Genomic DNA, 25,244 nt, shown 5'->3' on the forward strand with positions numbered 1-25,244 from the left:
TATGCTGGAGACATCTATTATTCGTTTCGAAAATGTTACAAAATTTTATGACGAAAATACTACTGTTTTAGATAGTATTAATTTTGAGTTGGAACGTGGCAAGTTTTACACTTTATTAGGACCTTCGGGTTGTGGGAAAACCACCATCCTACGATTAATTGCAGGATTTATGCAACCCTCAAGCGGGAACATTTATTTCAATGGAAAACTTATCAATAACGTGCCAGCAAATGAACGCCAAGTTAATACAGTATTCCAAGATTATGCTTTGTTTCCACATTTGAATGTATTTGAAAATGTAGCATTTGGTCTTCGAATAAAAAAATTAGGAAAAAAAGAGATTGAACAAAAAGTATTAGAAGCACTTAAGTTTGTTAACTTAAGTGGATATGAAAATAGAGAAATAGTTGAAATGTCTGGTGGCCAAAGACAAAGGGTTGCGATTGCAAGAGCAATTGTAAATGATCCAGAGATTATTTTACTAGATGAGCCTCTATCCGCTCTAGATTTAAAGCTCCGTTCAGAAATGCAATATGAGCTTCGTGAATTACAACAACGTTTAGGAAAAACATTTATATTTGTTACGCATGACCAAGAAGAAGCGCTAGCAATGTCTGACGAAATTTTCGTATTGAACGAAGGACTTATTGAACAAAGTGGAACACCAATGGATATTTATGATGAACCTATTAACCGATTTGTTGCTGACTTTATTGGAGAGTCAAATATTGTTTCTGGAACAATGGTAGCTGATTTCCGTGTACAAATTGGAGGTAAAGAATTTGAATGTGTAGACCAAGGGCTGACACCAAACGAACATATTGATATTGTTATCCGTCCAGAAGATTTAGAAATTACAAGCGTAGAAAAAGGAAAGATGAAAGTAAAAGTGGATACGCAATTGTTTAGAGGTGTACACTATGAACTATCAACGTATGATGATGAAGGAAATGAGTGGCTCGTACATTCTACTAAAAAAGCAGAAGTTGGAGAATTTATTGGTTTAGATTTTGATCCAGAATCGATACATGTTATGCGATTAAATGAAACAGAAGAAGAATTTGATAAACGATTAGAATCATACGGAGAAGACGCTTATGCAGACTAAAAATACTAAGTCTCTTTATCTAATCCCGTATTTTGCATGGATTGTTTTATTTGTCATAGCTCCCATTGTACTAGTTACTTACTACTCTTTCTTCGATTTAAATGGTAATTTTACAATAGAAAACTATAAAAATTTCTTTACATCTGTTTATTTAACTTTAACAATTAGCTCGTTTTGGTACGCTTTTCTAATAACACTATTCTCTTTAATAATAGCCTATCCAACCGCCTACTGGTTGACAAAAACAAAGCATAAACAATTGTGGTTATTGTTAATTATTATCCCTTCTTGGATTAATCTACTTTTAAAAACATATGCGTTTATCGGAATTTTCGGTTTATACGGACCAATTAATGCGTTTTTAAATGTGTTTGGAATAGGGGAAAAGCAAATATTATTTACGGATTTTAGTTTTATTTTTGTATCCGTCTATATTTTTATACCATTTATGATCCTTCCTATCTTTAATGCTTTAGATAAGTTAAGTCCTTCTTTAATTGATGCTAGTAGAGATTTAGGTGCATCTAGTTGGACAACTTTTTCAAAGGTTATATTCCCGTTAACCGTTAATGGGGTAAAAGCAGGGATTCAAGCAGTATTTATCCCTTCCCTTTCTTTATTCATGATTACTCGGTTAATTGCCGGAAACAAAGTTATTACTTTGGGTACTGCAATTGAACAACAATTTTTAGTTACTCAAAACTGGGGCATGGGTTCTACTATTGCTGTTTTCTTAATTATTTTCATGGTTATTATAATGATTATTACCGGTCAAAAAGATAAGGGGGCTATTTATCATGGAAAAAACAAGTAAAACCGCTAAGTTTTATTTAGCCCTCGTTTTTATTGTTTTATATACGCCGATTCTCTATCTTATCTTTTATTCATTCAATAGTGGCGGCGCAATGAACAATTTTGAATCATTTACATTGGAACACTATGCCGCGGTATTTTCTGATACAAGACTTATTATGATCCTTATAAATACGGTAATCGTAGCTTTACTTTCTGCATTATTGGCAACGATAATTGGTGTTTTTGGTTCCATTGGAATTGTTTATATGAGAAATAAATCTATCCGTAATTCCATACTATCGCTGAATAATGTACTAATTGTTAGTCCAGACGTTGTTATTGGAGCTTCCTTTTTAATTCTCTTTACGATGATTGGTGTTAAATTAGGTTTTGCATCTGTATTAATTTCGCATATTGCATTTAGTATTCCGATTGTTGTTCTAATGGTTTTACCAAAACTACAAGAAATGAATAGTTCACTCATTGATGCTGCTGCTGATCTTGGTGCAACGAGAAGAGATATTTTTACGCGTGTTATTATTCCATTTATTAAACCAGGGATCTTTGCAGGATTTTTTATGGCATTAACTTATTCACTTGATGATTTTGCTGTTACTTTTTTTGTTACTGGAAATGGATTCAGTACATTATCTGTTGAGATATACTCAATGGCTCGTGCAGGTATTACATTAACGATTAATGCATTATCTGGTATTATCTTTATCGTTACACTTGTTCTAGTGGTAGGGTATTACTTTGTGAGCCAACGTGGTAAAAACCCTATTGGAATGGGGGTTCGAAAATGAAGGATATTGTAAAAGCAATAATTGCTATTGTTATTGTTTGTATCTTACTATTTGTTGCAAACGACTTATTAGACAAGAGCTCTGGTAAATCAGGAAGTGACACCGTAACTATATTCAATTGGGGTGAATATATTGATCCGGATGTAATTGCTCAATTTGAGAAAGAATCAGGGTATCGTGTTGTTTATGAAACATTTGACTCGAATGAAGCAATGATGACAAAGATTGAGCAAGGTGGAACTTCATATGATATTGCAGTTCCATCGGAATACGCGATTGAAAAGATGAAAGAAAAAAATTTACTTTTACCAATTGATCACTCCAAAATACCTAACTTAAAAAACATTGATCCATATTTCTTAGATTTATCATTTGATCAGAAAAACGAATTTTCTATTCCTTATTTTTGGGGAACTGTCGGTATTGTTTATAATCCTACCTTGTTAAATGGACAAACCTTTACCAGTTGGGATGCACTTTGGGATCCTTCTTTAAAAGGTAAGGTTTTATTAGTTGATAGTGCTCGTGAAGTAATTGGAATGGGGTTAAATAGCTTAGGTTATTCTTTGAATTCTACTGATGAACATCAATTACAAGAAGCATCGGCCAAGCTGAAAAAACTTACTCCAAATGTAAAAGCTATAATTGGTGATGAAGTCACTCAACTTATGGTGAATAAAGAAGCAGCTGTTGCGCTCACTTGGTCAGGACAAGCAGCCGATATGATGTCAGAAAATGAAGACCTTGACTATGCAGTACCTGAAGAAGGTTCCAACTTATGGTTTGATAATATGGTTATTCCTAAAACGGCCGCTAATATTGAGGGTGCTCATGCTTTTATCAATTTTATGCTTAAACCGGAAATAGCTGCACAAAATGCAGATTATGTTGGATACTCCACTCCTAACAAGGCTGGAATGGATTTAATGGATGAAGATGTGATTTCCGATGAGCGTTTTTATCCCACAGAAGAAATGCGAGACAACTTAGAAGTCTATAATAATCTTGGTCTTAAAATGCTTGGGGAATACAACGAGTTGTTTTTAAAGTTTAAAATGGGGACAAACTAGTATCTAGAATCGTCTATAATAGGCGATTCTAGATTTTTTTATTTAGGCTTTATAAAAGATAATGAAAACTGCCCGCTTTCCGCGCTCAAGCCTCCTGGTCAATATGAAGTTGGTCATGAAGGCGTTCCCTCAGGAAGAGGTGACATTAGCCTTCCTTCCTATTGCTAGCTCGCTACAGGGTCTCTGTAACTTATTTTCCGAAGGAGCCTCGAATTTTTGTCCCAAAATATATGCTTCTAAAAAACCATAATTTGATAGAGCCTGTATAAACCATTTTCAATTATTCGTGACACGAAGGTTTTTATTCTTTTGAGAGTATGGTAGAATCGATAGACGTTGATAAGAATTAATGAGAAAGTAGGAAATATCCGTTGAAGAAATCAAATCAATTTGCACTTTACATACTAATGTTCAATATGTTTATTGCAACGGCAGGAATAGGTCTAGTTATTCCGGTAATGCCTCAATATTTACAAACGTTCGGTGTTGCAGGTCAAGCACTTGGTTTTATTATTGCATCATTCGCCTTAGGACAATTTTTACTATCACCTTTAGCTGGAGATCTATCTGATACTTTTGGACGCAAAAAACTTATTATTACGGGGTTAGTCATCTTTTCGGCTTCTCAATTATGGTTTGGAGTTGCTACTCATGAGTGGATGCTTTATGTTGCACGCTTTATAAGCGGTATTGGAGGAGCTTTTTTAATTCCTGCTACGATGGCATTTGTTGCAGACCTCACAACGATTGAAGCCCGTGGAAAAGGAATGGGCTTAATAGGTGCCTCGATGTCTTTAGGTTTCATGATTGGACCAGCAATAGGAGGATTTTTAGCGAAAGTTAGTTTAACCTTCCCATTTTACATTGCCTCTTTAGTGGCTATCCTTTCTGCAATTGTCTCACTTTTCATTTTACCTGATATTAAAAATGCAATCTCTTTAGAAAAGAAAAAGAGTGAAAACATTTTAGCTCAAATGAAAAGATCGGTTAAAACACCTTATTTTATGATGTTAATCATCATTTTTGTTTTCTCATTTGGTCTCGCAAATTTCCAAACTACATTTTCTTTATACGTTGATCATAAATATAATTACACCCCACAAGATATTGCTATTGTTTTAACTGTTGGTGGATTTATAGGTGTTATTGTCCAATCTTTCATTGTTGGAAAATTATTTAAACGTTTCGGGGAGTTAAATGTTATTTTAGTCAACTTAGTTGTTGCCGCTTTAGCACTTTTACTATTCTTCCTAGTAAATGGCTTCGGGTTTGTATTAATCGTAGCTGCTATTTTTTCGACTGCAACAACGCTAATTCGCCCTTCCGTTAATACAGTCGTTTCAAAGCTAGCAGGACATGAACAAGGTTTTGCAGCAGGAATGAATAATGCCTACATGAGTTTAGGCAATATGATTGGTCCGGCACTTGCTGGTATGTTTTTTGATATTAACATCAATCTTCCGTTTATGATTGGTTCGGGTATTTTATTAAGTGCATGGGTAGTTACATTACTCTGGATAAAGAAAAGCAAGCCAATTATATAAATATAGAAACGAAAACGCCATTTAAGTGCCTCTTGTCTTCACTAATGCCCGAGTGCTTTGGACAAACATGGGCTACACTATTACCGATGGATTTTAGGAGTTGGAAGTGACTTAGTCACTTCCAACTCCTCATTTTCGATTATCTTGTGGCGAATGTTTGTCCGTCGCCCTCTTGGAATTTGTGAGGACATGATTCGTTTATTTTGAATAATTATTGATAATATCCTATCCTACTTTTTAAGAGCATCCGAAGATACAATTTCGGATGCTTATCACTTCTTTATCAGTAGATACTACCTATTTTTTCTCAGTTTCCGCTTGCCAATTTGATAGTCAAAGGAAAGTACCAGTTCATATTTCAATGACGCAAATTGTCTTTCTCATTTACACTGTTGATTGGAGCAGAATGCGGCGACCTCTACGGGATAGGATCCTGTCCTACTCTATTAAAAGGGGACGATTCGACCGGTCAGCACTCTTTTATATATAGATGCTGCTTATTGCGATTATACTTTGTGGAATGTAAAAACAGGCACTTTTTATACAGATATCAGTAAGTTTAAAGGGAAAAACTGGATTAAAGCAACCAATTATAAGGTGAAAGCTACCAATTTTATACGTAGACCAACTAATTCCGTGACAAGAGCAACCATTTCTCAATCATAAGAGTTAACTTTAAATGAGATGTCGAAAAACACCAAGTACAACTAAAATTGCCATGTATCAGGAATCATATCGTTCCTAATTTTCAACAAAAACTGGAAGTGAGTTTTTTCACTTCCAGTTTTTTATTATCTTTTCTTTTTCTCTTTTACAAGCTTTTCAACATTACTTGTCACAGTAGTAGTCTCTATTGATTTTTTATTCTGCTTCATTCTATAAAGAGGATCAACTAATTGTCTAAAACCAAATCTTCTAATTGTAATATCAATAAAAAATAATAGTATTGCTGCTAGAATGAGTGCTTGCTGGATGGATTGCTTCTCTGCGCTTTTTATGTCCATTGGGCGGAATATCTCTGAGGCATCTGTAAGCATCTTTCCACCTGTTCTACTTGTTATTAATTCTAACTTACTCGTGTTCGGCTTTTGCAACTTATATTCTTCACTATAAGGTATAGAAACACCTGCTTGATACACCGCATTTTGTTCGTTTGAAACTCGGAAGAATATAAGTCCAGGATCGCTTTCAATCGTAACACGAGATTTTCCAGGAGCAAGAGGCTCTGAGCTAACAGGTAGTTCCTCTCCTTTCTCATTAACAGCAGCTACTTCAATAAACGAAGACTTTCCGGATGGATCAGTGACTGTATAGCTGCCATCACTCGCTTTTTGAATTTGAAAAGGAACTTCACTATATGCTGGTAATAACCGTGAAACAGCTGTATTCCAAAAATTCCCCCAATTATTCCATCTTGCAAAATCCCCGCTCCACTCCCCGGTAGAATCTGATGTAAAAGCAATTGTTCTACCTAGCCCATACATCCATTCTGCTATTATTGGATCCTCTTTCTCACTTTCCGCTATTATGGATGCCGTTTGCTTAGGAGTTGTTGCAATATAAGCATTCATCTGTGGAACCCCTTCAGCAAATAAACTACTCCATGATGGATCACCATAAATAATCGGATAGAAAGGATTATCTTCAATGTATGTGCGAGATATCATCGCAGTTTCAGTCGACATGATAGCAGGAATGGTTGATTCATCCGAAACATCATAGAAGGTCCCCCCTCCCATCTCCGCTAAACTTTCTAGTAGTGCTCGATCCGCATCTTGTCCGACCGCTACAGTCGAAACTGTAATATTGTCCTTTGCCCCTTCTTCAATTAAAGTTTGGTAATCACTTCGTGTATATGACTGCCCATCGGTTAATAATATGACATGCTTCCGCTGAAGTTTTAATGGAGTTAAACGTTCATAGGCAAGTGCAAGACCCGGATAAATTTCAGTTCCACCACCAACCCCAACCGATAAAATAGTATCCAAAGCTTCTTCTTTATTTGTAAGAGGAGCTGGTTCAATTATTTCCCATGGTCGATCATCAAATGCAATAAATCCAAGTGTATCTCCTTCGCGCAACATTTCAACCGAACGAGCTGCTGCTTCTTTTGCATATTCAAATTTAGAGCCACTCATACTACCTGATCGGTCCATAACAATAACTAATCCAAGCGATGGCAACTGATGTTTTCCCTTAATTTCCATTTCCACGGGGAGTAACTTTTCAATTGGTGTTTTAAAATAACCGCCTAAACCAAAACTGTTCTTACCCCCAACCATCATAAATCCGACACCGAAATTTTTCACTGCTTGTTCAAGTACCTTCATTTTTTGTTCTCCAACAACATGACCAGGAACATTATCGAAAATTATTGCATCATACGCTAAATAATTTGATAAATCAAATGGAAGCGCTGTTGCGTCAATAACATCTGTTTTAATTGTGGCTTGATCAATAACGGTAGGAATATTAGAGCTATTCTCATCATTTGTGACGATTAATAATCTTGGAGATCCTTCCACGTTCGTTACGCTCGTTAGTTTATTATTTTCAATTAATCCGTCACCTGGAACTATAACTTGCACCTCATATTTTAATAATCCTTCCCCAGTAGAGGCATTTCGGAATGTAAAACTATTTGTACCTTGTTCCAACGAAACTTGTTCACGGGATAACAGCTGATCATTTTGATAAAGAAGTAGTTCTCCTTTTGTATCGGTAGTCGCTTCTAGTTTGACATTTAGTTGTTGCTGCTCCCCTTCAAATGCAACTGGTGGTGTTTCAAATGAAGTGATTGCAACATCTTCAGAAGCTATTCTTTCCAATTGCACGACATCAATTGTGATATTCCCACCAGCTATTTTCCCTAACTCATCTGAAACAGAACCGCTTGTTTCTAACCCATCCGAAAAAAGGACGATTCTAGTTGCTTTATTAGGTTCTACAATACCTGTTGAGAGTTGCAATGCTCTTGCAATATCTGTCTTTCCAGAAGCTTTCATTGGTGTGAAAACTGGTAAATTTACTTCCCCTGAAGTTAATGCAACTTCTGTTTGAAAGTCTTCAGCAAATGTATATACTCCAACTAGATGGGAATTCTTTCTTGACGATAAACTTTTTTCTATCCATTCTACCACTTGTTGATCTGTTCCTTGAACAGAAGCAGATCGATCAACTAAGAAGATTACTTGTTCGTCTTTAATTGGCAATAAAAGATAAGGATTCGTTAATCCTAAGACTAAACATAAGATAGCCAAAAGACGAATAAATAATACTACTTTTCCTTCACTTCGAAATACTTTCATATCTTTTCTCCATGTCCAAAAAAAGTACATGAAAATTGGCAGTAGTAACAGGAGCCATAGTGGTTGGTCAACTCGTAAATCCACGTCGTCTTTGCACCTCCCACTCTATTACAAATAAAAATAACAATACTATTAATAGATATGGAACAATCGAATGCTGATTATAATTTGCTTTCGATTCTATCAGTTTCCCAGTTAATTTATAGGATGTTCCCTTTGTAATTTCTTTTTCTTTTTGAGATAAAGCAACGGCAAAGTTTTTTTCGGTACCCTTCGAAATAAGCCTGTACAACCCAGGCTTTTGTGGTGCGATAAATGCTCCACCATTTTCTATTGAATATTCATAGGTGTCGTTCATCGTGTATATTTCCCATTCATTCGCAACACTTCCAAGAGATAATGGCTTTCGTTCATTTGGTGAAAAAGTACCTAAATACGTGTTTCCGGCAGAAAGCTGTTCTTTCACACTCCATAAAAAGAGAGGGAATGATGGGCTTAGCGGCCAATCAGTCATTTGAATATCGGACAGTATTATGATATCTCCGCGTGGTGAAACTTGTATAAATGGATCTTCTCCCACAGATGCAATTGTTTCAAAGCCCTCTATAGGAGGGTAAACAGCACTGACATAAATTTCGGATAAATTAGCAAAAGAAAATATGGGATGATCCTTCGTTTGGACTCTTCCATTTACATCCTTTGCTGAAGAATCATTTCTTCCGATAAATAAGGTAGGGCGATCCAATTTATCAATCGATTCAAATTGATTTGTTACGAAAATGCCTTCTTCCTGTAGCAATCCAACTTGTTCAGTAGGGATACTGCTTACTTCTATATCCATCGATTGAAACGCAGTCTTTACAAGTGAGTGCATGGAAGAATCTATAAACACTTTCGATAATTGATTTTGCATAAATACTATCATGGAATTATCTAAAACATATTGATCGTTAATATCAATGGAGGCGTTTAAAAAGGATGATTCCACTAATTCATTAAAGGACAATGTAACAATATCATTTGGTAGTATCTCAACCTTTTTTTTCACTAATTTATTCTGTTCATTCGAAATCGTTAGTTCTGTAATTTGTTCTATATTGGATTGATTCTCAAGTTGAATCAATGCAGAAATACCACTGTTCGTTTTCGTAGCCCCAAATCTTTTAATAGATACATTTGATACTTCAGTTGTTAGTCCTTCTACATTCCAACTTACATTTTCATATTGTAAGGGTATCGATTGACGATCTAAATGATCCGTAAAAATATAAACCGATGTAGCTTTATTTTGAAAAAAAGATTGAGCAAAATCTAATGATTTCAACATATTTTCATCTTCATAACTTACTTCTAGTTTGCTAATCTCATTTTTAATTCGGTTAAGATTTGTCTCTTGCCGAACAATGACTTTCGGTTGATTTCCTGTAGTAATAATTGTTAAGGGCTTTCCAGATAACTCCTCAACAAGAGATGTCATTTGTTTTTTATGTTGATCGAAAAGAGTTGAATTATTAGTATTTACTTTCATCGTAGCAGAAGTATCTACAATGAATACGATTTGTTCGCCAGTAAGCCCTTTTGTTTTCCAAAATGGTTGCAGTAATGCTATGACAAGTAAAATCATTGAAATCATTTGTAAATAAAATAAAGCATTGCGTTGTAGATGTTGCAAATAGGGTGAAGCCTTCGTTTCTTTCATCACTTCTTGCCAAAAAAGAGTGGAGGAAACTGACTGCTTTGCATATTTTTTTCGAAAGAAATAATAAAGAAGTACAGCTATAGGAAAAATGCCAGTCCATAAAAATATTAATTGATTAAACCCCAAATAATCTCACCTCATTGCACCCAGTTTGCCCGTAGTAGCTGATGGAATATGACATGTGAAATACCATCCTCGACGTTTACTTGAAGTAGTTTCACTCCAAATTTATTACATAATATTTCTAGACCTTGCTGGTGTAAATTTCTTTCGCGCACATATGCTTCAATTACTTTGGAAGACATAGATACATTTAGTTGGTGTGTTGTTTCCACATCTTCTAATTGAACATCACCTGCGAATGATGGTAGTAGCTCATCCTTTGTTACAATTTGTAGAATACGAATATCTCCTGCAAACTTAGGCAATTTTTGTAGAAGCTTTTCGAAAGATACAAGGCTTTCCAAGCAATCAGAAAGAATGAATAGTACCGTACTATCCTTCGGAATGAATGATATAGCATTGTTAGAAAATGGTTGGTTCATAGTTGGCTCTTTTAAATCGGAAATAGTTTGAGTGAACGCCTTTCGAAAAGTAGCTCCTTTACGTCTAAAAAGCGAGGACGTTTCCTCTGTTACCGCCGAAAAAGATAATCGATCATCCCTTTGCAATACAAGTATTCCAAGAGAAAGAGCAAGCTGTTTTGAAAAAGTCCACTTCAATTCATCACCCATAGATTTCGTTGAATCGAGTAAAATATGTACTCGCATTTCTTGTTCATCTAAGAATCGTTTAATAAAATATTTATCTGTTCTAGCATACACATTCCAATCTATTTGGCGAACATCATCACCAGGAGAATACTCACGAAAATCCGAAAAATCCAGTGATGCACCGAAACGTTGTGAACGATGGGATCCTTTATGCTGTCCTCGAAGCTTTGATTTGGTGGAGATCGATAGTCGACTCAATTTTCCAGCCCAATCTTTTGGAACTAATGAATCATTGCTCATACGATTTGACCTTGTTTAATTGTTTGTAATATTAGATCTATCAGGTTATCAGCTGTTTTCCCTTCTGCCTCTCCTTCGTAATTAAGTAATAAACGATGTCTTAGCACAGGTTTTGCAACTGATTTTATATCCGCAATCGACACATGATATCGACCAGCAATTAAAGCACGTGCTTTGGCAAGTTTAATTAAGCTTTGCAAACCCCGAGGTCCACTTCCATATTGGATATATTGAGTTATTTCAGGAATAACAGAAGTTTCTGGTTGTGTAGCAGAAATGATTTCTACAGCATACTCCAACATATCATCAGCAATTAATACTTCTCTCACCATTTGTTGAGCATGCACAATTTCTTCCGCTCGCATAATTTTATTCAACACAACGGACTGACCACCTGTAGTGCGTTTTGAAATTTCCATAAGTTCCTCTTTTGTTGGATACGATACAAGAATTTTGCAGAGAAAACGATCCATTTGAGCTTCAGGGAGTGGATATGTTCCTTCCATTTCAATTGGATTTTGTGTAGCAAGTACAAAGAATGGTCTTTCCATTTGCTTTGTTTCACCCAGTACTGTCACCGTTTTTTCACCCATTGCTTCTAATAATGCACTTTGAGTTTTGGGGGTTGCGCGGTTTATTTCATCCGCTAAAACCATTTGACTAAATATTGGTCCTTTTTGAAAGGTGAATTGTTGTTTACCATTTTCTAATCTTTCAATCATACTAGTTCCAGTAATATCGGATGGCATCAAATCTGGAGTGAACTGTATTCGTGAGAATGACAAATCAAGCACCTCTGATATTGTACGAATAAGCATCGTTTTACCGAGACCCGGTAATCCTTCAAGAAGTGCATGGCCATCCGCTAAAACACAGTAAATCGAAAACTCCACTGCTTCTTTTTGACCAACGATAAAATGACCGATTTCGGTTCGAACTTCTTCTAAACGTTTACTCATATTGATATAATCTTCCGTTGTAAAAGTCATAAGTTACCTCCTCTATTCCTTATTCTCAATTGATGAAAAATAATTTTGTACTAGCCTTTGTAAGTCTGATGGTAATTGCATTCTCTCCGAGCTTTTTAAATACGATTCTGAGTATTCATTGACTATTGCTTCGTATGACTTCACTGATCCACGAGTCACTGGTACCTCACCAGGTTGCTGACTTGCAGATTCCCCTTCTCCAAGTTTACCTCCATCTATAGTCGTTTCACCCTTCCCTCCAATTCTAGATGGAATAGAAAGCAGGTCTCTCCCACCAGAGCCTTTACCTGCTCCTCCCGCTCCTTGACCATTACCTTTCCCATTGCCTTGACCTTGACCCTGACCTTGGCCATTTCCCTTGCCTTGACCTTGACCTTGACCTTGACCTTTGCCTTGACCTTGAGCTTTGCCCTTGCCTTGACCTTGGCTTTGATTATTTTTATCGTTATTTTTACTTCCCTCAGAGCCTGTTTGTTCTTCATTTCCAGACTCTGAATTCTTCGGATTACTTTTATTATTATTCGAATTCGCATTTTCCTGAGCTATCTCACTCGGAGTAAATGGGAATGATTTACCCATTTTACTTAATGCAGTTTGAGTAGAAGAGGAACTTTTAGATAAAGCATTGTTTACATCCTCTAACGAAGCTAATTCTTTTTGTTCCTCTGCAGATAAAGAGGATTCCATGGATTCCTCTTGTTCTGAAAGCTCTTTCTTTTTTTCCAGTTTCTGTTCTTTCAAAGCCAATTCTTTTTGCTTTTTCACTACTTCACGTAACGCTTCTTCGGCAGTGTCTACTTCTTTTAATTTTTCTTTTAGTTCTTTTAGCTCTTTTTTAACTGATTTAGCTAAGTTTTTTTTCTCTAACTTTTCTATATCTTTTTTCATGTCACTGACAACTTGATGTTCTTTTTCAATATCTTTTGCTTCTAGTTGAGTTGTTGCAGGAAATACATACAAAACAAGTACAACGGTAAAAGAAAGGATTACTCCTATAAGCCACTTAGGTTGTATATATTTTTTTTCGCGTTGCTTAAACTTCTCAAATGCTTCTTTACTTTCTTGATTTGCCTTTTCAAGTACCCCTTTAATAAGTAAAGATTTTTCATAAAGAAACGAAATTGCGGTAATTAAAATATTGTTTTGATAAAAAGAATCCAGTTTTTGTAGGGCATCCTCATACGATGGCCTCTTCAAAAATGCATACAAGAACACTGTTACAAAGCAAATTGCTCCGACAATAGCAGCTGTCCGAATATAGTAAGGAAATACAAATAAACGAGAAACTAGCAGAATAGCCGCAGCAAAAGTAAATCCACTAAACAATGCTGCCTGAAGCATTCTAATATAATGCTCCATAGCAAGTCTAAGCCTAGCTTTTTGGATAAAACGAATAAACTTATGTGGAGTACTCATCCAAAGTTCCTCCTCATTTAGTACGTTTCATATTAACGCGTAGTTTTTTCACAGAAATAAAGATAGTTACTATAGTCAAACAAGCATAAAAGATCGTATATCCTGCCCAAATGGGAAATTCTATTTGTGTAGATTGTGTAATAAAACTATCAGATCCTTGAGAAATAAGCGTAAGCATTAAAACTACTGGATTAATACTTGCAAAAAAGTGACCAACTGGTGAGGCAGTTGGTGCTCCAGTTGCCATAATATTCATTCTAGTTATAACTAGATAAATAAAGCCAGTAACTGCTGTTAGAAAAATCATCGTTCCATATGTTGCAATCATTGCAACAATCGTTTTACGGATAATCGTGGAAAACATAATTCCTATTCCAGCAATAGCAATCATCGTTAGAAAGTAAAATAAGAAAATGATTCCAAGTTGTCCTGGTGAGACACCACCAAATAGGAAAACTAAACTATAGATAGGTAAGCCAGCTATTACTAATAAGAGAAGAAATGCGATTGACGACGTGAGCTTTCCTGTTATTATTTGAAACGAAGTTTGAGAAGTTGTTAATAATATGTTTAATGTTTGCTTCTCACGTTCCGAACTAATTGCTCCAGCAGTTAACCCAGGAGTGATAAACAGAATAAGCCCTAGTTGAATAAACGTCAGCATGGAGAACATAAAAAAGCTCTCATCTGGTCGAAAATAGCCAGTACCTGTAAAGGAAGTGGTTAACATAATAAACCCAAAAACAAAAATACACATCGCTATTAAATAAAAGAGAATTCCAGTAAAACTTTTAAGTGAACGAAAACGTAATTTAATCTCTTTTTTCAATACTGGATTAGTAAAGGCTTGTTTCATATTACTTAGCCCCCTTTGTAATTTCCATAAAGACATCTTCAAGGTTAGTTTCTGTTTCAGAGAAAGAAATAATTCTTATATTATGATCCAATGCTTTCTTTAATAAGCTAATTTGATCTTCTTCTGTTCCGCGGTAATTGAAAATAACACTATTTTTTTCTTGATGGATTTCTACTTTGGAAACGAAAGGATCTTCTTCAAAAAATGTAACTGCATATTCTAATAATCCTTTTATTTTGACTGAAATTTGTCTTTCACCAGCAAGCTGTGCTTGAATTTCCCCAACGGAACCATGTGCAATTAATCTCCCTCCATCGATTACTCCAATTTCGTCGCACATCTCTGCAAGCTCAGGTAATATATGGGATGATATTAATATTGTTTTACCCATATTCTTTAATTGTCTTAAAATATCCCTCATTTCCACTCGTGCCCGTGGATCAAGTCCAGATGCAGGTTCATCCAGTATTAATACTTTCGGATCATGTATTAATGCACGAGCTAAACATAAACGTTGCTTCATCCCTCTTGATAAAAGGTCCACGTATTCGTAGCGCTTATGTGTCAAGTTAACAAGCTCTAATAATTGAGGTATTAATTTTTCTCTTTCTGATTCTGAAATTCCATAACTTGCTCCATAAAAGTCAAGGTATTCATTTGCTTTTAATTGATCATATACACCGAAAAAGTCTGGCATATAGCCAATTTGCTTGCGCACTTCATGCGCTTCTGTTTTCACACTTTTTCCATTAACAAAAGCATCTCCAGCAGTTGGTTGTAAAAGAGTTGCTAAAATCGAGAATGTTGTAGACTTACCTGCTCCATTTGCTCCAACAAAACCGAATACAGTTCCTTCATTTAAAGTGAGGTTTAAATCATTTAAAGCATAAAAGGAGCCATATTTTTTTGTTAATCCTTTAATCTCAATCATAATTAAACCTCTCCTTTTAAACGAATCTCTGGAAGTCTAGTGTACGAATCACCTTGAACCGATTTTTTATGCAATTTATAATATATTTCCCCTGAATCGTTAATATAATTTTTTATATTTTCGGTTACTGTATAACGACTTTGATCAATTTCTTCAAATGCTTGAGTGGCAACATTCCAGATTTCAATTGTATGGGAATTACGATCTGTATTCGCTATCTGTAATTGAGTCCATGTTACTTTATCTATAGGAATTGAATCTGGAACTTTCCAAAATACGTTATAATCCCCGTCTTCTAAATACCACTCTAAATTACTATTTTCAACAGGTTGCATATACTTTCCGTAAGCATCTGTATTTACATTTACAGTAAACGTATTTGCTGGAAGTACAAATTCACCCGCTAAAGTTGTTTTAGCTTTAAATGGTTGAATGATTAAATGTAGGGAAGACATTTCAACTTTTTTGTTTTTCAATTCAATTGGAATTATATTACCATCTGTAAATGCGGTTACAGCTGGACTAGTACCAAGCTGATTAAACATTTGACTAGAAGAGAATAGTGATTGTTTTCTTTGATCGATTAAATCGTCTAAATTAGTAACTGGCATACCATAGTTTCTATTAATATACGGATTAGAAGTTGGTGTCAGCATAACAGAACCTAGTTCTTTATTCACTTCTATCTTTTCTCCCGGTTGAAGGTCTCCTAATTTAATTAATTTACTTCCCGACCATATAGCTGCATCTTTTAGGGTAAAAGGAAAATTATTTTGAACTGTTCCAATTACTTTACTTGCTTCTACGCGTAAATCTATCCCAAAACTCCCCACATCTTCGAGATGTGCATCACCTAAAAAAGAAGAAACAGACCAGTAACCTACGTCTCTAAAAGTTAACTCACTATTTGTCGCATGTTTTTCTAAAATAACTTTTTCATGAATGTTAGGAGATTGCCCAGTGAATGAATTCATATTTCTTTGAGCTACCATTAAAGTAGACGACGGAGCTACAAAAGAGAATTCTCCACTTTTATTGCTTAAAAGAGATTCAGTATAATATCCATTTAAGCTTTTATCTTCGTTGACATATAGAAAGGAAGATTGCTGAACTTGAGGGCGGGCAATACGATCCTTAGCCCCGTAACCAAAGATTGCAGCTGACGCAATAATGGCAGTTAAAGGAATTATTCCCCATGCATACTCTCTTTTATCTTTTCGCTTCAATATTAGATATAATAGTGGTCCAACTAATATCATATAAACTATAACAATACCAATCATTAATGGTGTGGATACTTTAAACGAACTAAATAAGGAATTTGTATTACCTAACTCATACACTAATTGGTCCTTCCTGTTGTTTCCATACATATTAGAAGGTGTTTGTACTTTAACAGACTGCAAAATAGTAGACATTAAATCGCTATATACTGGATCTTTTGCTAAAGGGTCATCTCCAAGGGAAAACGAAGTTTGGATGATTAATCCACTACCTAATTTTTTCTTTGCAGCTAATATCGTACCGTTTAGATCGATTAATGTTGTTGCTCCTTCGTTCAAAGAAGAATTATGAACCTTTAAATCATTTGACAATATATTATTGGAAGTAAATGCACTCACTTTCTCCGCAGCTAATGATTGAGTGCTTGTTTGCAAAGACAAAGGTAAATAATTCCCTAGTTTTCCTAGCTCCGCAGCAATATTATCAGAAGCCCCTACAACAATAATTCCTCCTGTACTTACATAATCAATAAGAGCTTGTTGCTGTTTTTCAACTAAGTCTGCCAAAACAAATTCATCGATTAATATGTAGTCAGCCATTTGCCAAGCTTCCGATTCCGTTGGTAGTGTAAAATTGCTTAGTTGTGCTACATGGATTACTTCACTACTTAATTGATTTTGTTGTTTGATTTGACTAAGTATTTTTAGACGATCAGCACTATTTGTTAATGTAAAATAAAAAGGAGTAGCTGGGTCTAAAAAAGTAGCTTTTAAATTTTTGGTTCCTTTATAATCGATTGACTTTCCTTTTTTCCAACCACCTTCGTAAAAGTGGATCAATTGGGCGTTTGAACCCTGATACATATAGTCTTCGGTCAATCCTGATGCAGCAATTTGAATTGTCTTTGTCTCGCCTGCACCAACTTCAAAAGGGATTGCTTGAGCATTACCGAGATTATAAGACTCCAAAACATCGAGTACGATATCTCCTGAAAATGCATCTCCTTTATTTTCTACCGTAATAGTAATTGGCAAGCCTTCTCCAAATTTAACTTTGCCATTAAACCCAGCAGTAGCTTTTACTTGTAAATTAGGAGCAGCTAAGGCATTAATCGTCGGTAGTAATAGAAGGAATATTAATAGTGCTGATATAACCAACGCAAACTTTCGGAAATACATATTTTGTCCTCCTTTATCTTTATATGTATTAGTACGTTAATTACAAATGGAAGTTCCTTTCTCAAATGGTTATTGAAACTTTTTTGCATGTTTATTAACTATATTAACAAACGCATCTACTTGAGGAAGTTCAAATGCGGCGTCGTAACCTATTAGCCAAGTATCTCTAGTTAACTCAAATTGTTCTTCTTGATTTGTTAAAGGAATTTTATGTACATCTTCATGACCATTTAGTGTTATAGATGGCAGGATAGCATAACCAATTCCGTTTAACGCCATTTGTTTACATGTTTCAATTTGATCAACTATTATTTGTCTTTTTGGATTAGTGGAAAAGTGTTTTTGCCACCATTGTTGTATTTCTTGATAATAGTTTGAATCACTTTTAAACTGTATAAATGGCTTCTCTGTCGTTAATACATCATCGATAGAAGTCATTTCTTTATCTACTAAATAAAGTGTATCTCGGAAAAGATGTGTTTTTGTTCCTTTCCAATCGGTTTGTCCACGGACAATACCAATATGAGCTTCACCATCATAGAGAGACTTTACAATTTCAGAACTCCATCCAGTAAGTAGGGAAATTTTAGCTTCTGGATAGGTTTGAACAAAATCCTTTAATACTTTTGGCAACCAATTTTGTCCAACTATCGAGGCACAGGCAATTTTTAAAGTTCCATGGACTTTAGATGTTAAAGATTGAATATTTTCCAATACTTCTTCTTTTTGTTGCAACATATTGTTTGCAAACTCTATAACAAGCTCACCTGCTGGAGTAGGAGTTACCCCTTTTTGTGAACGTAAAAAAAGTTTAGCATTCCAATCTTTTTCAATCGTTTGCAAACGTAACGAAAGTGCAGGCTGAGATAAAAAAAGTCGCTCCGCTGCTTTTCGCATATTTTGTTCTTCCGCTAATATCTTAATTATTAGAAAATCTGATGTCATTTTTATATCCCTTTCTTTTTAGGTATTCCAAATACAAACACAAAGCTAATTAAAGCAAATATAAAAGATGCAATAAATACAGCATGAAGAGCTTGGTCTAATCCTATTTGTAAATAGGACAGTTGTTCTATCGAGAAAGTTTTTCGCTTTTCTTCATCAAGCAATTTATCTACTACACTTAAACTGTATAATTGGCCATCTTTTTTTAAATACTCACTTAATGAATGGTTAACTATCATTCCAAGAAGTGCAGCACCAACCGTATTCCCAAAGTTGCGCATAAATAAATTGCTTGCCGTCACAACTCCTCTTAGTTCACGTCCAACTGCCCCTTGAATAGTTACAATAAATGATGTACTAGTTAAACCCATACCTATACCAACTAAAAAACTACAACTAGCAATAATAATTGGACTTAATGTTGAACTAATTAATACAAACGAAAAAGTACCAACCATCAAAAATAGTGTACCTACAAACGACAGTTTATATGTACCATATTTAGGTAGAAGTCTCCCAGCAATCGTCGAAGCAAGTGGCCATCCAATGGATACAGAGGTTAAAGTAAAACCGGCTATAATTGCTTTTTGTTCCATTACTCCTGTAACATACATTGGTAAATAACTTGATAATCCAATTAATATCACTCCTGTAAAAAAGGAAATTACATTCGCAAATAAAATCGTTTTATTCTTCCATATTGATAACGGCATAAAGGGATCCGTTGCTTTTTTCTCAACTTTCACAAATACATAAAAACCGCCAATCGCGATAAACAATAGGGTAAAACTTGCTAAAGAATTCCAAGGGAAAGTTTGTCCACCTTCTACTAACCAAAATAATAAAGAAGATAAGATAGCTGCTAATAGTAACGCCCCTTTATAATCAACTATCGGCTTACTCTTTTGCACTGGTTCATGTAAATAAAGCGCGATACCTATCATAGAAATAATCCCAATTGGAATGTTAACCCAAAATACATATTCCCAACCAATCGTTTCAACTAATATTCCACCGATTGCTGGACCAGAGACTGCAGATATTCCCCATACACTCGATAAATATCCTTGGATTTTTGCTCGATCATTTCCTTGATAAATATCCCCAATAATTATTGTAGCCATTGGTTGAACCGCTCCTGCACCTAATCCTTGAATTAATCGAAATACAATAAGCTGCTCCATAGAACTAGCAAAACCACATAAAAAAGATCCTATTAAGAACAAACTTACACCTATATAAAAAATAATTTTTCTTCCAAACAAATCAGCAAGCTTACCATAGATTAAAACCATAATCGTGCTCATTAATAAATACGCTGAAAAAGCCCAACTATATCTTGAAAAACCTCCTAACTCAGCTGTAATAGTTGGCATAGCTGTAGCAATAATAGTTGCTTCCACAGCACTCATAAACATAGCCAGCATAATAGCTATTAACACAAAAGAACGTTTCGTTACTTTACTATTCAAAAAAATCCCTCATTTCAAAAAAAAGAAAGCCTCTGGAGCTAGGCCTTCTTCCATTTCCCTATTTTCCTTATTACTCATGTGATTGGTATAAGTATTTTTTCATTTGCTTTAGAATAACTCTTCTTGTTAATATTCCTAAAAAAGTGCGTTCATCGTCGACAACACATACATAAGGATTGTTTACTAATAAATCTAGACCTCTTTGAAATTTTTCTTTAACATGAATTACTGCTAGATCTGTTTTCATTATGTCATCCACTTTTAAGAATGGTAGTCTCTCGTATTCAATATGCTCTAATCCTAAAATTTCATCGGTTATTTGTTGGGTACTTATTAATCCTTGCAGTCTGTATTTTACATCCAGAACAGGAATAGATGAGTATCCAGTTTTAGTTAATACTAACAACGCGTGCTCCGCATTATTACCTAATTGGACATGCGCTACTTTCTCCGCAGAGATGATATAATCCTCAATCGGAATTTGTAAAAAGTCTTTGTTGCTTACAGATAACATTCGCATTCTACTCCTTTGTTTGTTTTCATTTTATGAAAACATAACCTATATAACTATAATATCATATGCAAGGAATAAAAAACTATGGAATCGCTTACAAACTGTTTATATATTTTTAGAATGGAAATTGATTCAACCACTGCCCCCCATCTAATGTTACGATTTCACCATTCATATAAGAAGCCTTTTCAGACAAGATAAACGTTGCAAGTTCGGCAATTTCCTCAGGTTTGCCAAGTCGTCCTAGTGGCACCGATTTAAGCGTTCTTTTCGCAGCTTCCTCTGACTCCCAAAGTTTATCGGCTCCACCTGTACGTTCAATGGGACCTGGGGCAATACCGTTCACTCTAATTCCATATTTTCTACCCCACTCTACTGCAAGAGTTCTTGTAAGAGACATAACTCCGGCTTTTGCTGCCGCTGAATGAGCTATGCCTGCTCCAGCTCCCCATGCATAGGTAGCAAGCATATTTAATATAGAACCTTTCGTGCCTTTTTGAATCCAATAGTTGCCAACTGCATGTGAACAATAGAATGTTCCATTTAACACAATATCAATTACTGTCTTCCAACCATTTGGAGAAAGTTTTTCTGTTTCTACAATAAAGTTCCCTGCTGCATTATTTACTAAACCATCTATTTGACCATATTTCTTATCAGTAAACTCGATCATTGCCTCCACATGTTCGGGATTGCGTACATCCATTTGAAAAGTAGTAATTGTAGTCCCATTTGCTTCAATTTCTCTTTTGGCAATTTCCAACCTTTCTAACTCTCGGCCAGTTATTACAACGTTTGCCCCTTCAGAAACAAATTTCATTGCCATATACTTTCCCATTCCATTTGATCCACCAGTAACTATTATTGTTTTACCTTTCAACATCAATCCACACCCCTTATAAATTGAATGAACATTCACTCAATATTTTATCACACCATTTATAGAAAAGCCGTAAATCTCTTAAAAGAAATTTACGGCTTTGTAATTTACATATAAATTGCGTCAATTGCATCGATTGGTACTGGACGACTAAAATAATAACCCTGGGCTTTTTGACAATTTGCTTCTCTTAAGATTTCTACTTGTTTGTCCTTTTCAACTCCTTCAGCAATAACTTCCATTCCTAAGCTATGGGCAAGCTGAATTATTGTAGTTGCAATGGCTGCATTTTTTTCATCTATTTCAATATCTTTAATAAATGATTGATCAATTTTAATAATATCAATCGGATATTTTTTTAAATAGCTCAATGAAGAGTATCCAGTGCCAAAATCATCAATAGATATTATTACACCAATATCCTTCAACTCTTTTAACATAGTAAAAGTATCTTGCATATCAGTCATTGCACTTTCCGTAATTTCTACTTCCAATGAATTAGGACTAAGTTGATATTTATTAAGTTTTTCTCGAATTTTTAAAGCAAAATTCTCTTGTTTAAATTGTTTTGGTGAAATATTAACAGCGATACGAACAGGACGATACCCCTTATTTTGCCAACATTTTAATTGCTTACAGACTTCATCTAATACCCAATCCCCAATTTGCATAATAATACCCGATTCTTCAGCAAGCGGAATAAACTGCAAAGGTTTCACGTATCCAAACTTTCTATTATTCCAACGAAGTAAAGCTTCAAAGGAATTAATTTCCCCTGTCACTAAATTTACTTGTGGCTGAAAATGGATAGAAAGTTCTTCTTTTTCAATTGCTCTTCTTAAATGAGACTCCATTAATACTTCATTTGGAAAAGACAGGTTCATTTGTTCTTGGTAGAAACGGTAATGTGCTCTTCCTCTATCTTTAGCAACATATAAAGCTTGATCGGCTTTAATGAGTAACTCATCCATCTTTTTACCGTCATATGGGAACATAGAAATTCCGATGGATGCAGTAACAAAATACTCTTGGTGATCCAAGAAGATTGGTTTCGAAAGTTCTTTTAAAATATTCTCTGCAAACAAACTTGTTTCTTCTCGCGATTTCCCCTTCAAAATATATACGAATTCATCTCCACTTTGCCTGTATAAATTATTTGACTTGTCTATGTATGGAATAAGTCTATCTGCAATTTTCTTCAAGAACTCATCGCCATAATTAAATCCAAGAGATTCATTGATCAGCTTGAAACGATCTAAGTCAATACGTAAAATCGCTATTTCATTTGTTAAACCATCTTCTTGGATTAATATTTCACGTAAATGCTCTTTTAAAGCTCGACGATTCCATAAACCAGTTAAATGGTCGTGATAAGCTAAAAAATATAGTTGATCCTTTTCTTCAGAGTTGATTGTCGTATCTCTTAGAACTAAATGAAATTCCTTAACATTATCTTGATGTTGAACTGGTATTGCTTTCAAATATAGATGTAAAAAATGACCTTTTTCATGTTGAATGAGACAATTTTGCATTTCGCTAGCGTAACCACTTAACGACTGCTTCATCATAATTTTAAAATTTCTCACAGAGTTTTCCTCAATCAATTGCTCAATTGAATGTTTTAACAGTCTTTCCAAACTATAACCTAAAATTTTTAAAGCTATCGAATTGGAATATTGAATAATCCCTTTTTGATCAATTAACAAAACGGGATCTGTGTTATTATCTAACAAAGAATAGTATTTTTCTTTTATATTTGTTAAAGCGAGTTTTTCCTTTTCACTTTCCGTCCTATTGTTCATTGTTATTCCAAATACTTCAGTTGCTTTATCTTGAAATGAGACAATTGTAATATCAAAAATATATAAACTATTTTGATAAATAATAGGAATATTATAAAACGTATTTTGTTTTTCAACTAAAGAAATATTTATTAATAGGTACAACTCATTCCAAACTTCCTCTGAAAAAAATTGTTGTGAGCTTTGAATAGTGTTAGTAAAAAAATTTGCAGCCGCATTATTAACGTATATAATAGAGAACTCATTTTTTGGATTTTTTCCAATTAATAAAGTATATAAAAACGAATTTTCGTGTATTAGATCAACTAAGTTATTGTGAATAGCAAGACCTCTTTTGTCTGAATTGTACATATAGTCCTCCAATACATAGTTCGTACGGTAAAAATATAAAAGTTTACTTCATATTATTTTATCGACAAAATTCTTTATAACTTTAGCTTAATGCGACTTAGTATATTTTCATATAATTATTTGATATTTGTATACTATTTCACTGAAAATTGGTATGATATTCTAAATACTAATCTTATTAGGTGGGATTTCATGATAAGGACAACAGATGAAGAACGTATTGCTACGGCAATATATACCGTTAATCGTCATGCAAAAACAGCAATTGATAACAAACCACTATATGAATTAAAAAAATTAGCTCTTCAAAAAATGTTAAAAGAAAACAAAGCAAAAAAAGTAGGTCTTCACTTTGTCCGTAATCCCAAGTTTAGTCAGCAGCAATCCTCTGTATTAATCCAATGTGCTGACTATTTTTTCCATGTCATTCCAGTAAAAGAAGATTTTAAAAACCTACCTCACCTTGGCCATTTAGACGACACCTATCGAAATCCTATTCGAAAAATGAATTTACGTATGGCTAAGCAATTACTTTCTGATTATATAGGACCTCAACCGCTCATTAGGAAAACCACTACTCAATCTCCTATGTATACAAAGAAATTTTCCAGAACTAACAGTAAAGCAAATCAATCATATTTAGACCGATGAGTGAAGAATTTATTCGTCATTTTCAATAGATAAAAAAAGAATTCGAGAATGTCTAACATTCCCGAATTCTTTTTTATTCTCTGCTTGTTTTGACTTTCTGACAACATCGAAGAACACACCATGATAATTTAGAAAAGAAATGGGTTTGTCGAAAAAGTAAGAAAAACGCAAGCGTCCTTTAAGTACAAAACCTATTTCAATCGTTTCCAGAGGGCTTTGGATAATCTCGAGCTATATCATTACCGAAGGCTATAGAAGAGGCAGGTAATCTTATGGCTATCGTCTGTCCGTCGCTCTCCTCCGACTTTAGAAATACGTTTAAACCCTTTTTGGATAATGAAAGAAAAGATCCTTTCATACTCATACAGGAAACTCCCGAAGATACAATTTCGGGAGTTATTTTCATTCTTTATTCGATGTATGCTTCCTATTTTTCACCAGCGTATTCCTACATATAAGTTTACCTTTAGTTGATTGGAGTTGAAGGCGGGGACTCTTAGGGAATTGCAAGCAAATCAAGACCCTGGACTGAGCGTTCAATTGTTTAAAGGCTAAGCGCTACATCGTTTAGCAACGCCTATAGAAGTTATTCTTGACTAGTGGTAAGAAAGCGTCCGCCTCCAGCGGAAATCAACCTGTTCATGGCAGAAACTTATTCTGTAAAAAAACTAGCGTGAAATAGTTATATTTCA

The 25,244-nt window shown here is 34.7% G+C and carries 19 protein-coding genes; 6 read left to right on the forward strand and 13 right to left on the reverse strand.

The annotated features are described in order from the left end of the window. Position 1: 1 nt before the first annotated feature. The 5 genes from ACTSKG_RS06960 to ACTSKG_RS06980 all read left to right on the forward strand — a co-directional run bounded on the left by ACTSKG_RS06960 (position 2) and on the right by ACTSKG_RS06980 (position 5,323). The gene (locus tag ACTSKG_RS06960) at positions 2 to 1,108 is read left to right on the forward strand and encodes an ABC transporter ATP-binding protein (protein WP_464757416.1); all 1,107 of its coding nucleotides are present in this window, start codon (positions 2 to 4) and stop codon (positions 1,106 to 1,108) included. Further along, positions 1,098 to 1,922 (forward strand): ABC transporter permease, encoded by an 825-nt coding sequence (locus ACTSKG_RS06965; protein ID WP_464757417.1) that lies wholly within the window; start codon positions 1,098 to 1,100, stop codon positions 1,920 to 1,922. Before ACTSKG_RS06960 ends, ACTSKG_RS06965 begins: the two co-directional genes overlap by 11 nt. Next, the gene (locus tag ACTSKG_RS06970; RefSeq protein ID WP_464757418.1) at positions 1,906 to 2,709 is read left to right on the forward strand and encodes an ABC transporter permease; all 804 of its coding nucleotides are present in this window, start codon (positions 1,906 to 1,908) and stop codon (positions 2,707 to 2,709) included. The genes ACTSKG_RS06965 and ACTSKG_RS06970 overlap by 17 nt, the downstream gene beginning before the upstream one ends. Then, positions 2,706 to 3,779, forward strand: a complete 1,074-nt coding sequence (locus ACTSKG_RS06975; protein WP_464757420.1) for an ABC transporter substrate-binding protein — start codon at positions 2,706 to 2,708, stop codon at positions 3,777 to 3,779. The genes ACTSKG_RS06970 and ACTSKG_RS06975 overlap by 4 nt, the downstream gene beginning before the upstream one ends. A gap of 371 nt (positions 3,780 to 4,150) precedes the next feature. Next, the gene (locus ACTSKG_RS06980) at positions 4,151 to 5,323 is read left to right on the forward strand and encodes an MFS transporter (protein WP_464757421.1); all 1,173 of its coding nucleotides are present in this window, start codon (positions 4,151 to 4,153) and stop codon (positions 5,321 to 5,323) included. Positions 5,324 to 6,114: 791 nt separating this feature from the next. Here ACTSKG_RS06980 and ACTSKG_RS06985 read toward each other — a convergent pair. The 13 genes from ACTSKG_RS06985 to ACTSKG_RS07045 all read right to left on the reverse strand — a co-directional run bounded on the left by ACTSKG_RS06985 (position 6,115) and on the right by ACTSKG_RS07045 (position 23,901). Then, the gene (locus ACTSKG_RS06985; RefSeq protein WP_464757422.1) at positions 6,115 to 8,631 is read right to left on the reverse strand and encodes a VWA domain-containing protein; all 2,517 of its coding nucleotides are present in this window, start codon (positions 8,629 to 8,631) and stop codon (positions 6,115 to 6,117) included. Between the two features lie 67 nt (positions 8,632 to 8,698). After that, positions 8,699 to 10,456, reverse strand: coding sequence for a vWA domain-containing protein (locus tag ACTSKG_RS06990; protein WP_464757423.1), 1,758 nt, complete (start codon positions 10,454 to 10,456; stop codon positions 8,699 to 8,701). Between the two features lie 11 nt (positions 10,457 to 10,467). Next, positions 10,468 to 11,343: a DUF58 domain-containing protein gene (locus ACTSKG_RS06995; protein ID WP_464757424.1), complete on the reverse strand. Its 876-nt coding sequence runs from the start codon at positions 11,341 to 11,343 to the stop codon at positions 10,468 to 10,470. After that, the gene (locus ACTSKG_RS07000; RefSeq protein WP_464757425.1) at positions 11,340 to 12,332 is read right to left on the reverse strand and encodes an AAA family ATPase; all 993 of its coding nucleotides are present in this window, start codon (positions 12,330 to 12,332) and stop codon (positions 11,340 to 11,342) included. The genes ACTSKG_RS06995 and ACTSKG_RS07000 overlap by 4 nt, the downstream gene beginning before the upstream one ends. 12 nt (positions 12,333 to 12,344) lie before the next feature. After that, complete coding sequence (locus ACTSKG_RS07005) at positions 12,345 to 13,748, reverse strand: hypothetical protein (protein WP_464757426.1); 1,404 nt, start codon at positions 13,746 to 13,748, stop codon at positions 12,345 to 12,347. A gap of 13 nt (positions 13,749 to 13,761) precedes the next feature. Then, positions 13,762 to 14,604: an ABC transporter permease gene (locus ACTSKG_RS07010; protein ID WP_464757427.1), complete on the reverse strand. Its 843-nt coding sequence runs from the start codon at positions 14,602 to 14,604 to the stop codon at positions 13,762 to 13,764. A gap of 1 nt (position 14,605) precedes the next feature. Continuing rightward, entirely contained in the window at positions 14,606 to 15,535 is a 930-nt protein-coding gene (locus ACTSKG_RS07015; protein WP_464757429.1) for an ABC transporter ATP-binding protein, read from the reverse strand. A gap of 2 nt (positions 15,536 to 15,537) precedes the next feature. Next, complete coding sequence (locus ACTSKG_RS07020; protein ID WP_464757430.1) at positions 15,538 to 17,937, reverse strand: hypothetical protein; 2,400 nt, start codon at positions 17,935 to 17,937, stop codon at positions 15,538 to 15,540. Between the two features lie 69 nt (positions 17,938 to 18,006). Then, on the reverse strand, positions 18,007 to 18,882 hold the full coding sequence (locus ACTSKG_RS07025; RefSeq protein WP_464757431.1) for a LysR family transcriptional regulator: 876 nt from the start codon (positions 18,880 to 18,882) through the stop codon (positions 18,007 to 18,009). Between the two features lie 2 nt (positions 18,883 to 18,884). Next, entirely contained in the window at positions 18,885 to 20,354 is a 1,470-nt protein-coding gene (locus ACTSKG_RS07030; protein ID WP_464757432.1) for an MDR family MFS transporter, read from the reverse strand. A gap of 70 nt (positions 20,355 to 20,424) precedes the next feature. Next, positions 20,425 to 20,868, reverse strand: a complete 444-nt coding sequence (cbpB, locus tag ACTSKG_RS07035) for a cyclic-di-AMP-binding protein CbpB (protein WP_464757433.1) — start codon at positions 20,866 to 20,868, stop codon at positions 20,425 to 20,427. A 115-nt stretch (positions 20,869 to 20,983) separates the two neighbouring features. Continuing rightward, positions 20,984 to 21,751: a 2,4-dienoyl-CoA reductase gene (gene fadH, locus ACTSKG_RS07040; protein ID WP_464757434.1), complete on the reverse strand. Its 768-nt coding sequence runs from the start codon at positions 21,749 to 21,751 to the stop codon at positions 20,984 to 20,986. A gap of 104 nt (positions 21,752 to 21,855) precedes the next feature. Then, on the reverse strand, positions 21,856 to 23,901 hold the full coding sequence (locus ACTSKG_RS07045) for a sensor domain-containing protein (RefSeq protein WP_464757435.1): 2,046 nt from the start codon (positions 23,899 to 23,901) through the stop codon (positions 21,856 to 21,858). A 192-nt stretch (positions 23,902 to 24,093) separates the two neighbouring features. On the opposite strand from ACTSKG_RS07045, the gene ACTSKG_RS07050 reads away from it, so the two are divergent. After that, on the forward strand, positions 24,094 to 24,552 hold the full coding sequence (locus tag ACTSKG_RS07050) for a YkyB family protein (RefSeq protein WP_464757436.1): 459 nt from the start codon (positions 24,094 to 24,096) through the stop codon (positions 24,550 to 24,552). The last annotated feature ends 692 nt before the right edge of the window (positions 24,553 to 25,244 follow it).

The sequence above is a fragment of the Psychrobacillus syltrankelensis genome (genome assembly GCF_055454035.1).

What these genes read in the sequence shown, in the direction of transcription:
- ACTSKG_RS06960 (WP_464757416.1), top strand. Translation starts at nt 2, where the DNA reads ATGCTGGAGACATCTATTATTCGTTTCGAAAATGTTACAAAATTTTAT.
- ACTSKG_RS06965 (WP_464757417.1), top strand. Translation starts at nt 1,098, where the DNA reads ATGCAGACTAAAAATACTAAGTCTCTTTATCTAATCCCGTATTTTGCA.
- ACTSKG_RS06970 (WP_464757418.1), top strand. Translation starts at nt 1,906, where the DNA reads ATGGAAAAAACAAGTAAAACCGCTAAGTTTTATTTAGCCCTCGTTTTT.
- ACTSKG_RS06975 (WP_464757420.1), top strand. Translation starts at nt 2,706, where the DNA reads ATGAAGGATATTGTAAAAGCAATAATTGCTATTGTTATTGTTTGTATC.
- ACTSKG_RS06985 (WP_464757422.1), bottom strand. Translation starts at nt 8,631, where the DNA reads ATGAAAGTATTTCGAAGTGAAGGAAAAGTAGTATTATTTATTCGTCTT.
- ACTSKG_RS06995 (WP_464757424.1), bottom strand. Translation starts at nt 11,343, where the DNA reads ATGAGCAATGATTCATTAGTTCCAAAAGATTGGGCTGGAAAATTGAGT.
- ACTSKG_RS07000 (WP_464757425.1), bottom strand. Translation starts at nt 12,332, where the DNA reads ATGACTTTTACAACGGAAGATTATATCAATATGAGTAAACGTTTAGAA.
- ACTSKG_RS07005 (WP_464757426.1), bottom strand. Translation starts at nt 13,748, where the DNA reads ATGAGTACTCCACATAAGTTTATTCGTTTTATCCAAAAAGCTAGGCTT.
- ACTSKG_RS07010 (WP_464757427.1), bottom strand. Translation starts at nt 14,604, where the DNA reads ATGAAACAAGCCTTTACTAATCCAGTATTGAAAAAAGAGATTAAATTA.
- ACTSKG_RS07015 (WP_464757429.1), bottom strand. Translation starts at nt 15,535, where the DNA reads ATGATTGAGATTAAAGGATTAACAAAAAAATATGGCTCCTTTTATGCT.
- ACTSKG_RS07020 (WP_464757430.1), bottom strand. Translation starts at nt 17,937, where the DNA reads ATGTATTTCCGAAAGTTTGCGTTGGTTATATCAGCACTATTAATATTC.
- ACTSKG_RS07025 (WP_464757431.1), bottom strand. Translation starts at nt 18,882, where the DNA reads ATGACATCAGATTTTCTAATAATTAAGATATTAGCGGAAGAACAAAAT.
- cbpB (WP_464757433.1), bottom strand. Translation starts at nt 20,868, where the DNA reads ATGTTATCTGTAAGCAACAAAGACTTTTTACAAATTCCGATTGAGGAT.
- fadH (WP_464757434.1), bottom strand. Translation starts at nt 21,751, where the DNA reads ATGTTGAAAGGTAAAACAATAATAGTTACTGGTGGATCAAATGGAATG.
- ACTSKG_RS07045 (WP_464757435.1), bottom strand. Translation starts at nt 23,901, where the DNA reads ATGTACAATTCAGACAAAAGAGGTCTTGCTATTCACAATAACTTAGTT.
- ACTSKG_RS07050 (WP_464757436.1), top strand. Translation starts at nt 24,094, where the DNA reads ATGATAAGGACAACAGATGAAGAACGTATTGCTACGGCAATATATACC.